General features: G+C 46.0%; 9 protein-coding genes. 1 reads left to right on the top strand and 8 read right to left on the bottom strand.

What is annotated here, in order from left to right:
• Positions 1–8: 8 nt before the first annotated feature.
• The 5 genes from KW844_RS22560 to KW844_RS22540 form a co-directional block, all read right to left on the bottom strand.
• A complete protein-coding gene (locus KW844_RS22560; RefSeq protein WP_218379055.1) occupies positions 9–3,224 on the bottom strand; it encodes a TonB-dependent receptor in 3,216 nt (1,071 codons plus the stop codon).
• A gap of 232 nt (positions 3,225–3,456) precedes the next feature.
• Positions 3,457–4,620 (bottom strand): FecR family protein, encoded by a 1,164-nt coding sequence (locus tag KW844_RS22555; RefSeq protein WP_218379054.1) that lies wholly within the window; start codon positions 4,618–4,620, stop codon positions 3,457–3,459.
• A 107-nt stretch (positions 4,621–4,727) separates the two neighbouring features.
• Complete coding sequence (locus tag KW844_RS22550) at positions 4,728–5,333, bottom strand: RNA polymerase sigma-70 factor (RefSeq protein ID WP_218379053.1); 606 nt, start codon at positions 5,331–5,333, stop codon at positions 4,728–4,730.
• 152 nt (positions 5,334–5,485) lie between these two features.
• Positions 5,486–6,616 (bottom strand): hypothetical protein, encoded by a 1,131-nt coding sequence (locus KW844_RS22545; protein WP_218379052.1) that lies wholly within the window; start codon positions 6,614–6,616, stop codon positions 5,486–5,488.
• 278 nt (positions 6,617–6,894) lie between these two features.
• On the bottom strand, positions 6,895–8,814 hold the full coding sequence (locus tag KW844_RS22540; protein ID WP_218379051.1) for a sigma 54-interacting transcriptional regulator: 1,920 nt from the start codon (positions 8,812–8,814) through the stop codon (positions 6,895–6,897).
• 417 nt (positions 8,815–9,231) lie between these two features.
• Here KW844_RS22540 and KW844_RS22535 point away from each other — a divergent pair, with 417 nt between their 5' ends.
• On the top strand, positions 9,232–11,748 hold the full coding sequence (locus KW844_RS22535) for a histidine kinase dimerization/phosphoacceptor domain -containing protein (RefSeq protein ID WP_218379050.1): 2,517 nt from the start codon (positions 9,232–9,234) through the stop codon (positions 11,746–11,748).
• A 32-nt stretch (positions 11,749–11,780) separates the two neighbouring features.
• On the opposite strand, the gene yiaA is transcribed toward KW844_RS22535, so the two are convergent.
• The 3 genes from yiaA to KW844_RS22520 form a co-directional block, all read right to left on the bottom strand.
• Entirely contained in the window at positions 11,781–12,203 is a 423-nt protein-coding gene (gene yiaA / locus KW844_RS22530) for an inner membrane protein YiaA (protein ID WP_218379049.1), read from the bottom strand.
• A gap of 81 nt (positions 12,204–12,284) precedes the next feature.
• A complete protein-coding gene (locus KW844_RS22525) occupies positions 12,285–12,848 on the bottom strand; it encodes a Crp/Fnr family transcriptional regulator (RefSeq protein ID WP_218379048.1) in 564 nt (187 codons plus the stop codon).
• 1 nt (position 12,849) lies between these two features.
• Positions 12,850–15,078 carry an SEL1-like repeat protein gene (locus tag KW844_RS22520; protein ID WP_218379047.1) on the bottom strand — a complete coding sequence of 743 codons (2,229 nt, stop codon included), beginning with the start codon at positions 15,076–15,078 and terminating at the stop codon, positions 12,850–12,852.
• Positions 15,079–15,166 lie beyond the last annotated feature (88 nt).

Below are 15,166 nucleotides of genomic sequence, written 5' to 3'. Positions count from 1 at the left end.
GAATATTTTTAAAAACCAAACTGCACACCGATGGTATATGATTTCAACGGCGGCATTCTCAAGCCCTGCGTTTCCGGATCCAGCCCATCATAATTGGTAATCGTGAATAGGTTTTGACCAAGGGCATACACGCTCACATTTTTCATCTTCCATTTCTCGGTGTATTTAGATAAGTCATAACGGAGAGAAACGTTTTTCAGCCTGATGTAAGAAGCATCGCCCCAATTGGCAGTGGACAGGCTGTAATTGCGATAATCCACAGAGCCGGTAGTGGTGGTAGCACCGGGAACATTGGTAATATCACCTGGTTGCTGCCAGCGGTCCAGCGCACGCAGATTCTGATTAGCGGCAGTACCAATAGCGGAAGTACCATAGCCATAATTAATACCAGGGCCTTCCTGTTTCACAAACTGCAGGAGGAAATCGAAACTGAAACCTTTCCAGTTAAAAGTATTGGTGATACCGCCGTAAAACTTAGGCGCGCTGTTACCCAGGATCACGTAGTCGTCATACTCAGTAGGGGTTGCAGCGCCGCTGTTACTAAAGAACAGGGGCTTACCATTTGCAGGATCGATACCCAGGAACTGGTAACCTTTCACGATAGTGAGCGGTTTACCCACCACATACAAATCCTTGTAAGAAGAGGATTCAATATTCGGGAACTCTTTCAGTTCATTCTTATTGATGGTGAGGTTGAAACTGGTTTGCCAGGTGAAGTGGGTATTTTTAATATTGGTAGAATTCACTTCAAACTCCCATCCGCTGTTCATCACGCTGGCAGGGAAGTTGGCGGTGATAGATTCAAAACCTACCTGGGGTGACAGCTGGTAAGGCACCAATTGATTATCGGAGATGTTATGATAGTAATTGGTATTGAACATGATCCGGTTATCGAGGAAACCGAGTTCGAGTCCTACCTCTTTCTTATGATTGGTTTCCCATTTGTAATTGCTGTTAGGCAGGCGGGAAGGGGTTAAGCCCGGAATAGTCCCATATGGATACAGGTTAGAGCTCCATGCATCGAGGTATTGATAATCGCTGATTTTATCGTTACCGGAAGTTCCGATGCTGGCTCTCAGCTTACCAAAGCTGAGGAAGCTCAGTTCCTGCATAAACGATTCTTTGCTGAATATCCAGGCAGCGCCTACGGCTCCGAAGTTACCAAAGCGGTTACCCGGGCCAAAGCGTGTAGAGCCATCGCGGCGGAAGGAAGCGTTTACGATATATTTTTCATCCCAGTTATAATTCACTCTTCCGAAGATGGAGGCGTAGCGGTAAAAGGCGTACACCAGTGGTCTTGGGATCACGAGCGTAGCAGCATCCTGGTGGTCCAGCAGGGAGTCGCCCGGAAAGCCGGAAGCCACCACTGATTCACCATTGGTCACGCTTTGCTGGAAGGTACCACCTGCCATCACCTGGAGGTCTCCTTTTGCGATTTTCCGGTTATAGTCGAGCTGCGGTTCAATGATATAGGAGCTCACATCAGAATTACCAAAGTAGGACTCGCTGCCAGTGCTGGTCAGCGGGTTCAGGCTGGAATTAGGAGTAATACGTTTCTGATCCATATCGGAGCGTGTATACCCCAGACTTGCTTTGGCATTCAATCCTGGCAGGATGGTGTATCTCAACACGGTATTAGCCAGGAGCATATTGGTTTTGACCTCCGAGCTACGCAGCAGGTAGGCTTGTGGATTCTGTATGTTCCCAAACCAGTACAGGCTTCCTGTGGAATCGTACACCGGATAGTTAGGCGCCAGGTTGTAGAACATGGTAAGGTCCACCGGCAAGGAAATATCTTTGCTGGACGTATAATTCACCGATGCGTTTATACTGAACTTATTATTTTTTGTGGTGTGGTTAACATTGAGTCTGCCTGCGCCGCGCTGGAAGCCGAGGCTGCCAGGCATCACCGTGGTTTCTTTATGATAGGTACCGCTGGCCAGGTATTGCGTTTGTGCGCTTCCGCCTGACACCGACGCCTGTGCTTCTGTAATACGCGCGGTGTTACCCATGATAAACTTTTGCCAGTCGGTTGTTTTCTGTTGATCCCAGATGGTGAGGTCAGGGGCAGATTCACTGTCGTATGGTTTATTATCATGTGCATAAGCTTCCTTACGCATTTCAATATACTGAGGCGTATTCAGCATGTCCACCGTGTTTACCACTTTACCGGCGCCCGTATATACGTTGAAGTTAGAACGTAACTTCCCTGTTTTCCCTTTTTTAGTGGTGATGAGGATTACGCCGTTACCGCCTCTGGAGCCGTAGATAGATGTTGCATCCGCATCTTTCAGCACATCGATTCTTTCGATATCTGCCGGGTTGATAGACGCCATCGGGCTTTGATTACCGTTGGCAGAGGTAAAGGTATTGAGTGGCTCATCATAGAAGGGCACCCCGTCAATCACGTAGAGTGGGCTATTGGGGCCTGACAGGGAGCTTTGTCCTCTCATTACTACATTAAAGGCCGAGCCGGGCAAACCGCTGGAGGAGGTCACGAACACACCGGATACTTTTCCCTGTAAAGTACCCAGGGCATCTACCACGGGCTGGGAAGAAATATCGCTGGCTTTAATACTGGAAACGGAGCCGGTATTAAAGCGTTTGCTAGTGGTGCCATAGCCGATTACCACGGCTTCGTCGAGGGAGGCTGCCTGTGCTTTCAGGATAATCAGCAGTTGTCTTTTTAGCTCCACCGGCTGACTTTTTGATTCGTAGCCGATATAGGAGAATACCATTACGTCGCCTTCTTTAGCGGGGATGCTGAAGTAACCATTTTCGTTGGTTACCACACCATTGCTGGTGCCTTGAATTTTTATGGATACACCGATGAGTGGCTGCCCCTGCGCATCCTTCACCTGCCCTGTTTGCCGTTGTTCCTGCGGAGGTGCGGTGGTTACATCAGGTGTTGCAGCAGGCGTTGCCGGCAGCTCTTTTTTCCGGATAAAGATGGTTTTATCCCGGATGGTAAAATCCAGGGAACGATCTTTAAACACCGTGGTGAGGAAGGTGGTGAGTGCGGCATTCTGGGCCTTCACGGTTACCGGCTTCACATCGCGCAGCAGCTCTTTGTCATAGAAAAACAGGTAGCCTGTTTGTTCTTTGACCGCGCTGAAAACCTCCTCCATTGGAGCATTTTTAACGGTCAGGCTGACCGATTGGGCAAATGCGGAGGCAGATACTTTTAAGGTAGCTACCAACATGAGAAAAACTGTCAATCGCATAGTAAGTGCAATTTTAGTTGAGTGAAGTCCAGGCATAGAAAGGACTTTACCATAAAAATTCAATTGCATAGATTTGCATTTGTCTGGTTGAATAATTGGTATTAAGTATTAGCGTGCTTATGGCGAATGATCAACGGACGTTTACCGGGGGTGGGTCCAATCACCTCCGGTTTTTTTATCCGATGTGACCACTGTTATAGTTGGTATGGCATCTTCCTATATATTAAATAATTTATTGTTCTACTATAATATTGCGGCCTTCTACCCTGAAATGCAGGCCGGAGGCCTGTAGACCTTCCAATACATCGGCCAGTGGCAGGCGGCGTTGAATTTCGCCCTGGAACCTTTTTGCAGGGAGTGCACCTTTATATACAATTGTAACGTCGTACCAACGGGATAGTTGGCGCATGACGGCAGGGATATCAGCATCCTGGAAATAGAATGCGTCTCTTTTCCATGCGAGAATAGCGGTGGTATCGGCCTGGGAGATGCTGATTTTGTCGGCACCGCTTACCATTGCCTGCTGACCGGGCCTGAGCACAGCTGCCCTGCCACCGGCATTGACTTTTACTGCGCCGCTGATGAGTGTGGTTTTGATACCTGCTTCGTCAGTATAGGCGTTGATATTGAAGCTGGTGCCCAGCACTTCTATCGTTGTATTTCTGTCCGTTTTAACCTGGAAAGGCCATTGCTGGTGGGCGGCTACTTCAAAGTATATTTCACCTTTTACGGTGACTTCTCTTTTATTTTTTTCGAAAGATGTGGGATACGTGATGGCAGAAGCAGCGTTCAGCCAGACTTTCGTCCCATCGGGGAGCATTAATCTGAATTGTCCGCCTCTGGGTGTGGTAAGGGTATTGTATCGGATGGCGGCGTTGGTGTCCTGCTGTGCATATTGCAGCTGGCCGTTTTGCAGTTGCGCGATACTTCCCTGTTGGTTAAATACCTGGTTGGTAGCGCTATCCAGCGGGATGGTGGACCCATCTGCCAGGGTGAGCGTGGCTTTATCTGAACCTGGTACAATCAGGGCGGGGGCTTGAGCGGAGGCGATTATGGGCTGTTGGCGTTCCTGACGGAGGTAGATGCCAGTTGCCACCAGCAGGGCGATGGCAGCGGCAGCGCTCCACCAGTATAGCTGGCGGTACCGGCCTTTTGCAGTGGCAGGGTAGTGCTTGTTCCGGAAGGTTTCCCAACCGGCATTGGCATCAAACTGCCGGTATTGCTGCATTTTCTGCTGCAACAGTTCGGCATTGGTCCACTGCTCAAAGTAAGCACGGTTTCCTGGTGCTGCGCGGACCCAGTCCTGCAGCTCCGCATCTTCGGCTTCCGTTAAAGTATTTTGCTGGTACCCATAAATGAGATAAGCAATACGCTGTGAAATAGTTGGTTCCTCCATGTTCTTATTCCCCTCCTGACACGATCAATTACTATAAAAACAAGAAAACTTTATTTTCGATTAAAGGAAATGAAACTTTTTTTAGATTTTTTTCTGTGCGGGAGATATTAATGATAAAAATAATATTTAATTAATGCGATATAAACGCCCAGCATAGGCAGGATATTCTTTTTGATAAGGCTGCTGCGAATAAGTTTGAGGGCGCGTAGCTTCTGTGCCCTGACGGTATTATAGGAGATCCGGAGTTCTCCTGCTATTTCATCATTTTTTTTGCCTTCGAGATAGCTCATTTTAAAAATCCGCCGGCACTGGCCTGGCAGGGCTTCTATCTCATTATATAATTGTGTAATAATTTCTGTTTCCGTCATGGCGGGATCGAATCCGGTATCCACGCCGGTTTGCAGGTAGGAAAACTCTTTTTCACGAATGGTTAGTCGCTCCCTGCTTTTCAGGAAATTGAGGCAGGCATTTTTGGTAGCAATAAAGAGGAAGGCTTTGATATTTGCGGCGGTTTGAAAATCGGCCCGTTTGTTCCAGAGTTTGGAAAAGGACTCCTGGACCAGGTCTTCAGCTTCCTGGGCATCCTGCACGATGCTATTGGCGAAATAGCATAAAGCTTTGTAATGTTGTTGAAACAGGGATTGAAAAGCGGATGGTTCCCCGGCAGCGAGATTTTTTATTAATACCTGTTCCTGTTGTAGATTCTCCCCCATTATCGCTGAAAAACACCCGCTTATGTGAAATGACTTATCGGTATAAAAATACCCAAAAAAGATGAAATTTAAGGGTTTTGCATGCACTTCTTACGTCGTGTGGCAGTTTTGCATGATCCGAAAGCCGTAATTATACTAAGGAGTTGACCACCTTATGGCATAATTAATTCAAATAACGTGATATCGGATAATATCCTTGGTTGATTTCCGGGATAAAGTTTTCCTTTGATCCGTAAATAAGAATCCGCAGTCATATGCGATATATCTGCCTTTAAATATTGTTCTGCATCCAATATAGTACGCGCACGAATCACCTCACTATCTTTATACAGGTATAGTATTACGTCGCCAGACCTCTTATTATCAAATCCTATTTCACCGGAGAGATTTTCAACAGTAGCCATAAACACATCTTCCAATTTAAGCTCCTCCGATCGCTTTAATTCTCTTCTGACGTCATCTATTCTTGAGAAATAATCATTCTGAATTTTAAGTTGGTTTTGAACTGTTAATTCCCCAGGTATGGTAACAGCTCCAGCCCAGGAGAAATCAATATACAAGTCGACTGCATCATGCTGTTCCTGAAAGTTTGTAACGGCTTTGCATAAATTTGCAGAAACGGCAGGTGCCGGGTCGAACTTCACCTGCTCTATCATGTTTTCCAATGTATCCGTTTCAATGGCAGTAATCAGCGTGGACAGTCCTCTATTAATAGCCAGTGTAGTTTGACGCACAAACGGAAAATCTTCTTCAAACAGGCTACCCTGAATATTCAGAGCCCGAACAGGGGTAGACACTTTAATTACAAAGCTTCCAATTTCCGTTTGCCGAAAACGTGTTTTATCAATAAGCTCAAGTGCTTCAGCCCCGGATAACCGGGGATGATTCAACTGAGGTCTTAACACAGTACACGCCCCGGCCAACAACATTTCTTTTGCACCATTTATGGCTGAAATGGCATAAGGCAGGGGTATAAATGTTGCGTCTGTCCTCGTGTCTACCAGTCTGAATCTCAGCGTATCATCTTTAATCTCGTTGATCGCTCCTAATATCGTAGCCAAAGGTTTTTGTTCAAGAAAGGCCAATTTATGGAGGGCGATATCTATCGCATCTACATAATCGCAAGCTGAAGCATCTATTGGAAACACTATCTGACGCTGTGCATATCTAGGGTTATTCAATACAAATAATCCATCCGCCAGCGCCTCAGGCAGTTGTTGCCAGCCTTGTGATTTCGCGTAATCACGAAGATCAGCTGCAGCAATATGCTGGTAATTATTCATATGGTAACTTGTAAGTCAAAGATTCATTCTTACTTCTTGTTGCAAAGATGCTTTTCAAACTTTCACAGTTAAATAATCAGCAGGAGTAAGTGGACGCATAATTTTTTTCTTCTTCCGAAATTAAATCAAAATACCTACTATGTCCAACTGCTTAACAAATGATTAAAATATCCAAAACCAGCATGAACAGCATACATCATCCGGACCTGACCGGCTGTAGTAAAAAGTACTTTTCAACCAATTATGCAAAAAAACTGCTGGTAACAGCAGACCGGCAATCAAAGAATCATATCACGGGTTATACCTAGTTTCTTCATCCTTGAGTTTAAGGTAGAAGGCGGAAGCTCCAGCAGCTCAGCTGCTCCGCCGGGGCCCCATACTTTTCCCTTACAGTGCCGGAGTACTGCGATAATGTGATCCTTTTCATTTTGATCTATGGATTTAAAGAAACCGGATGCCGGCGCAGCAGGTGTTGACACATCTGGTATTTGCGCAGGTATTGCCAATGCTTTGATCTCCTTATCTTTAGTTAGTAGCACGGCTCTTTCTACCAGGTTTTCCAGCTCCCGGATATTTCCTGGCCATGAATAAGTGAGGGCATCCCGGAGCGCTGCAGGGCTAATATCCATTATCTGTTTGTTGGTTCTTTTGTTATTTATAGAGATGAAATGACGGATTAGCAATGGGATGTCGTCTTGTCTGTCGCGCAGTGGTGGCAGCGTTATGGGGAAGATATTCAGCCTGTAATAGAGATCGAGCCGGAAGCGCCCGCCTGCCACTTCTTTTTCTAAATTGCGGTTGGTGGCTGCTATCACTCTGACACTTACTTTTACAGGCACTTTTCCGCCGATGGGTTCAATTTCTTTCTCCTGTAATACACGCAGTAGTTTGGCTTGTAGCTCATAGGGCATATCTCCTATTTCATCCAGGAAGATGGTACCCCCATCTGCTCTTTCAAATTTTCCGATACGCCTGTCAGTAGCGCCTGTAAAGGCCCCTTTTTCATGGCCAAACAATTCTGATTCGATCAGGTGATACGGCAGCGCTGTGCAATTCACTTTTACAAAAGGCTGCTCTCTGCGATTTGACAACCGATGAACGCTTTCGGCTATACGCTCTTTGCCGGTGCCACTTTCTCCAAGAATGAGCACAGAAGTATCAACAGGCGCCACCTGCGCTATTTGATCAAAAATATTGAGTAGTAAGTGGCTGTTTCCAACAATACCGTCGAAGCCTGTCATCCGGGCCGGAGCAGGTTTAGGCGATACAGTGGGTTGTGGCGCCGCTGCCAGCATATCTTCCATAGCTGTAGCCAAAGGAATTCGCAGGCGATCCAGCAGCACATTTTGCTCAGCATTATATGCATCGGGACGGCGACTATAAAAAGCAAAACTAAAAGTAGCATCCCCTGCCAGTTGTACCGGCAGCAGCGATAGCGATTGCAGAGAAAAAACATCCGCAAAAATTTTCACCAGGCTGCTCTTTTCAGCAAGTAGATTAAAGTCTTCATTCACATAAAATACAGGTTCCTTTTCATAAACGTCCTCCTTCCCTATCCGCTCCAGGTCCGTGGCAGTAAGTCTTGCAATCACCTTGAATTCCTCCAGGCCAATAGATTGATACTCATCAAAACCTATTCGGAGGTAACTGAGCATTTCCCCTGCCCTGGCGCCCTTACTGGCACATACTACCAGGTAATCAAACGGAAGAAATGGCTGCAACGCCGCGGCAATGTGCTGCATTTTTCCCTGCCAGGTTTCATTCGATTGTATGATTTCCTGCAGGCGACGGTGTAGTTGCGCTTCTTTCCTTACCACCGATTCCAGGCTATGCTCATGCCGGAATTCTGCAATCTCCAATGTTACCATCAAATCTTGCTCCCTGAAAGGTTTTACTATAAATCCATAGGGCTGCGTTGCTTTAGCTTTTACCAGGGTATCATGGTCATGATTAGCGGATATATATATAAATGCAATATCCTTCTCCCTAAAAAAACCAGCCAACTCTATTCCGTTGTCCCCACCTTTCAGGTGAATATCAACCAGTGCCAGCTCCGGCGGCTCCCGTTCTGCAAGCGCCCTGGCCTCAGCCAAGGTTCTTGCAATACCACACACGGCATAACCAGCATTCTTAAGAATGATTTCTAAATTTTTGGCTTCAATAAAAAGGTCCTCAACAATTAGTACTTTCTTTGACATTGTCTCCTATGCTTGGTAATTGATACAATTGCAATTCAACACCCGCTTTGCTCAACAGTTGTTGCATTTCATCTATCGCTTAAAATATCATCTATCTTATAGTCCACCTATGATCAGTGGGACTGATAAAATGAATAGTCTGTTTGGTAATTTGTTCTCGCTTTCAGGGGTTTCTATTCGAATGGCAGAAATGTACTAAATAAATACCTACTACCATCCCCTACTACGCACAAATAGCGGTTAAAGTTGACCTGATCCCAAAAAATAGTTTTATAAAGTTATCAAGTTGTCATTAACTGATCTATTCGCCAATAGTATTTTGATCGCCTGATTAATAATACTGTAATTTTATAGTTGAACCGTAGAAGCGTATAAACGGTTTCCGTAGAGAGATAGATCACGTTAATAGTAGTCCCCATGCATTTTTTAGTTCATATCAACAGGCTCCTGTTGGCTATATTGCTGCTTTCAGTATTGATACTGAAAGCATTGCCTGTGCATGCACAACAAACACCGGCAGCTGTTATAGCAGATCTGCAGCAACAAATTTCCAAAGCTCCGGATGACACCAACAAGATCAACCTCCTGTTAAAACTAAGCAGGTATTATTCCATTAACATGGATGATAATGAACGAGCACTGACCATTGCTAACCAGGCAGCAGACCTGAGCGGGGAACTCGCATCAAAACGCCATATCAGGATAGCAGTACTACTTAAGGGACATTTACAATTAAGGGAGGGAGAAATCCGGGAAGCGTTGGCCACCTACGAACCTTTGTTTGCTGAAGTGCGTAAAAGCGGCGATCAGCAGGAGGAGGCCAGGTTGTACTTCGATTTTGGCAAGCAAATTTCTACTTCTACTGAGAAAAACATTCCCATTAAGCTCGAATATTTTGAAAAATCGAGTGCGCTATACCTCAAAATCAAACGTCCGGACCTGGATAAGGAAGTTCGTAATTATATTGGCCGGGTATACATGGACCAAGGAAAGATTGACCTGGCAGAAAAACTTTACCAACAACAGCTGGAGGATGCTATTAAACGTGGCGAAAAAAAATTCCAGCTTATTTATCTGGGCTTAAGTGAAGTTGCAGAGGCCAAAGCCGATTACGGCAAGCAGCTATACTACGATCTCGAACTGCTCAAAATAGCCAACGAACCACCTGTAACCCCCTCGAAATTAAATTGGAAGAATTTTATCCTGTCGCAACTGGCGGAGGTTTATTATACGATGAAAAAATACCAGGAAATGCTGGCGGTGGTAGCAGATGGCATAAAGTTATCAAAGGAAATTGAAGACCTCGATATGTATTATTTTTTCTGCACACAGCAAAGTAAGGGGTTAACGGCATTAAATAAATACGATGAAGCGGTAGCAACCGCCACAAAAGCGATTCGTGATAATCCACCCACCAATGATTATCAGCGCAGGCTGATCTACGGAGTAATCGGCAAAGCTTATCTTGAAATGGGCCGGCCTGAGAAAGCCACTCCCTATTACCTGGAGATGGATAGAGATGCGCAGGATTTCGAATCCGCTTCAAGGTTCAGCAGCATAGTAAATTCTATGCGTGCATCCCATTACAACCAAATGGCCTATTTTTATTATACGGTAGGCAAATATGACAAGGCATTAGTATTTGTATCAAAATTCAATCAAATGCCACAACACCAATTGCTAATCGCAAACAGAGTTTATAACACCGGTCTGCAAATTAAAATTGATTCTGCCCGTGGCGACTATGAATCGGCCTTCCGACATCTGACCGCATACCACAACATGAGCGATTCAATCAATAACAACAAAAATAACCAGGCCATGGCTGACCTGATGATTAAATACGAAACAGAGAAAAAGGATAAGGCGCTGCTGCAGCAACAACAGAACATTGTACTGCTCCAGAAGCAGCAACAAATCAAGGAAGGACAACTGGCGCAGGCAGGCTTACAACTACAGCTGGAACAGCAGATGCGCGAAACAGAACAACAGATAAACACCTACCACAACGAAAAAAGGGAAAAGGAATTTAAGTACGCCGCAGAAAGACAAGACAACCGCATTAGTTTCCTCAATCAACAATCACAGATCCAGGCTGCTACCCTGGCAAATGAAAAGCTGCTCCGGAATGCATCCCTGCTGGGACTTTTACTCACCTCCATTATCCTGGGGTTACTCTATAACAGCTATCGCGTCAACAAGAAAAAAAACCGGCAGCTCACCCTGCAAAAAAGTGAAATCGACTTAAAAAACCAGCGCCTCAGCCGGCTGGTGGCCGAAAAAGAATGGTTGCTGAAAGAGCTGCACCACCGGGTGAAAAACAATTTGCAGATTGTAATCAGCCTGCTCAACATACAATCCTACTATCTGGAAGATAAGGCAGCAATGCTGGCCATCCGCGACACCCAGCAACGCGTACACTCCATGGCCCTGATTCATAAAAAACTCTACCTCAGCGACCAGGTAGACCTGATCTACATGCCAGATTATATCAACGAGCTGGTCAACGATCTGAAGGAAAGTTTTGGCGTAGGCCAAAAAATCCGCTTTGAAACCCAGGTGGATGATATTGTAATGGACACCACACAGGTAGTGCCTTTAGGGCTCATTATTAACGAGGCCGTTACCAACTGCGTGAAGTATGCTTTTCCTGGTAATCAGTCGGGAACTGTGCAGATACAGATGCTTAAAACGGGTACGGATACACTACGTGTAACCATTGCCGATAATGGAGTGGGACTGCCGGCAACGATGAGCACCAGCTATGAAAACTCGCTCGGTATGAGCATCATTCAGGGTTTAAGCGGTGACCTGGATGGAACCTGCCATATTGAAACAGCGGCTGGAACGATCATTAGCATTGACTTTCCCGAAAACAAGGACAATAAAAAGTCCGGACTACACCGCCCGGACCTTCAAACAAACAATATATAGGATTACAACACTTTCAGGATGTCAGGCCGGCGCTATTCGCCATTCAACCGGTCTTTCGGTTGCTGGCGACTGTCGCGGGTGTTTTTCTGTACTGCAATTGCAGCAAACAGGCTAAGGGTAAACGACATGGCATAGAAACCCTTTTCACTTTTGGTAAGTCCGGCGTTCCATAATCCCACCGTTAGCAGCACCACCGCCAGCAAGGTAGAAAACCAGGCCAGCCCGTAATAGATATTTGTTACCGGAATACCTTCCAGCTGATCCCGTACAGATTTTTGTACAGAAACGGCGGCAAACAAGCCGAACATGAGCACGGTGAAATAATATCCTTTTTCATTGAGAGCCATGTCCACATTAGCCAGGCCAATGATATACGCGCTTACACCTGCAAATAAGGCTACCCAGGCAGCGGCTACGAAGGCGGCAGATGGTTGTTGCTGATTTCTTTGTTCCATAGTGGTAAATTTGATGATACAAAGCTACCAGCCGCCATCAGCATATCTTTTGACATTAGTCAAAAACCAATTTAACAAATGTTAAAGGCGACTACGGACACGGCTAAGTGTTTCCTGGGAAATGCCCAGGTAAGAAGCAATGTAGCCTAAGGGTACCTTTTCAATTATATGAGGCGACTCCTCCAGCAGCTGCTCATAGCGCTCGGTAGCCGTTTTGAAATGCGCGTTGATAAAGCGTTCTTCCAGGCGTATATAGTAACGCTCATAAGATTTGCGCACCAGGCGTTCCATATCGTGGTGCTTGTTCATTAGGGCTGTCAGCGCCTCTTTGGTGATGGCCCATAATATAGTACCGTCCATCAGCTGGATATTTTCTACCGAAGGCTGCCCGGTAATAAAGCTGTGAAACGAAGTCACAAAATCACTTTCAAATCCAAACCAGTGCGTTACCTCCTTGCCCTCCTGGTTATAGAAGCCGCGCAGGCTGCCGGATTCAATAAAGTACAGGTGCCGGCATACTCTTCCTTCGGTAATCAGCAATTCGTTTTTAGGAAGCACCATCCGGGTGAGACTCGCCTCTAAATCAAGCCGGGCATCATCTCCGATATGGTGTATATTAGTCAGTTGTGTGAGTAAGCTTTCCATGTTATTTCCAAAGGTGCTTAAACTTATCAATGTATTCATCTGCGGTGGCTACACCTTCTTCCTTCGCCAGTTCAAGATGGCGCTGTACTTCCGCCGGATCAAGGAAGGGATCAGCTGCGTAAAGAATGGCGATATCCACATGTACTTCCGGCAATTCAGTCACAGCCTCCTGGTATAGTTGCATAGCCTGCTGCAAATCACGCTGGACGCCGGTACCATCTGTATAAAAGCCACCCAGCCGCCATTTTGCATATGCGTTGCCATTTCCGGCAGCCTGATGATAGTATTTCAGCGCGTTCTTAAAATCTTCTTTTAACTCATAAATGTAGCCAAGGTCGGCAAGAGCTTCGAAGCAGTTCAGCATGGCTGCGCGCTCAAAGTGAGGAATGGCATCGTCGTAACGGGCAGCATCCAGTGCCTCACTTCCGAGGGCATATTCGTTTAACGCCTGCTCTGCCAGCGGTAACGCTTTCTTTAAGGCCGTCAGCTGATCTTTGGTATAAAAGGATTCGGGGTATACGGACATTTCATCCACTACCTCGCGGGCAGACAATGGGCGGACATTTCCATCTCCCTGAAGCAAACCAATAACATCCCCTGAAAAAGTGATGGCGATGCCATAGGTGAGACAATTTTCTTTACCATTTACGGAGTCATACACGCCCGCTGTTATCAGCTTGCCGGTATAATCCATTACGCCCCACTTGCCATCACTCGTTTTGTAGCCCACATAATTATCTTTCAGGAAGATGAAGCCCTTATACCGGGGCATGGCTACCCAACGGGGAGTATTGGCTACGGCATATAAACCGGTATTTTCCTGTTGCTGCACTACTGCCAGCCGCTCTCCTTCTGATCCCGGATTAGCTTGCAGGGCAAATATATTTCCTGGCTCCACCGGCAGCAACCATCCGTGAGTAGCATGATACAATCCGCTACCTGACTGGTTTTGCACAATAAAGGCATCCAGCATATAGTCGTACCGGATGGTTTGTTCCGCAAAAGGAATCAGTTGTTCTCCGGTTGTGCCAAGCAGCCCCATTTCTTTTTTAATGGTAAACAGGTAGCAGCCGGATTCCGTTTCAATATTATCCGACAGTCCTTTTAAGAGGAAATGAAAGGTATCAGAGTAATACCAGATTTCTTTTTCCACTTTAAAGAAGAAGTAGATCAGCCCACTATCATCGATACCAACGTCTTCGGCCGTTTGGAATGGCAACAGTATTTTTTCCTGTTCACCCATAAGGGCCCATTCTCCGGCCTTTTTCACGGCAAACACGCCGTATTTCAATACATGCACATCATCGTACACGGCGGGTATGGTGGCGTGGCCATGTTCGTTTATAACGCCGGCTTTTCCGTCCATTACGATGTGGCTAAAACCTGTTGCAAAGTCGTAGGCATCGCTGTACCGACAAGGGATAGCCAGTTCACCTTGCCGGTTTACATACCCGTATTTTCCTGATTGATGTAATACCAATGCGAGTTCCTCACCGATGGGATACTCAAATATCTCCGTGTACTCAGCTGGTAAAATAATATTGTCCTCTTCATTTTTAAGGCCTTGCAGACCGTTATCGATGAATATTTCCAGGCCGGTGTAATCGCCCATCACAGCAGATTCGATCACTGCCCAGCCATAGTTGAAGTCCACTTCGTTGAGGAGCTGCCGGAAGTTAAAGCGGTAGCCCTCTGCCGGCGGCCATTCATTCAGCAGATCCGGATTATCCGCCTCAATTGCTTTTCGTATAACCGTATTCGTTTGCTCAATGATCAACTTCAGGTCCTGCGCCTGTGCTGCGTGATTTCCTTCAGCACCATCATCGGACATGTTAAATACATCCCAGGCGTCGAGGTGAAACCAGGCATGTGTCACTTTTTTTTCGAAGAAACGCAAGAGTTTCTTTTTCGCATTTTCAAAGGCATCCTTATTTTCCACTAAGGTATCCACATGCTTTTCCAGGAAGTTGTAAAATTCAACAAACGCCTGCTTCCCTGGTTCGGCAGGTGCGTACAAACCACCTTCCGTGCCGTTATATACCGGCGGCGCAATGGTGATACCACCCGCAAACAGCGGATAAAAAAATGGTGGCAGTTCATAGCCCCACTCCATCATCATGAGCACCTGCTCGTTGGTATGGCCATAAGCAGCGAGTGGTGAGTTGGATGCATCCGCTCCTGCCTGCTCCCGAACTTGTTCGAGGTTATACAGGTATAATCTGTGCGACATAATTTCCGATAGTTAATAAACAATGATACTAAAAAAAACACAACAGCCGCTGGTATGGCTGTTGTGCAAATATCTTACCTAATGAATT

Source organism: Chitinophaga sp. sic0106 (genome assembly GCF_019219075.1).
Taxonomy (GTDB): Bacteria; Bacteroidota; Bacteroidia; order Chitinophagales; family Chitinophagaceae; genus Chitinophaga.
The sequence above is the reverse complement of the archived record's forward strand: the minus strand, read 5'-3'. Positions and strand labels throughout refer to the sequence as shown.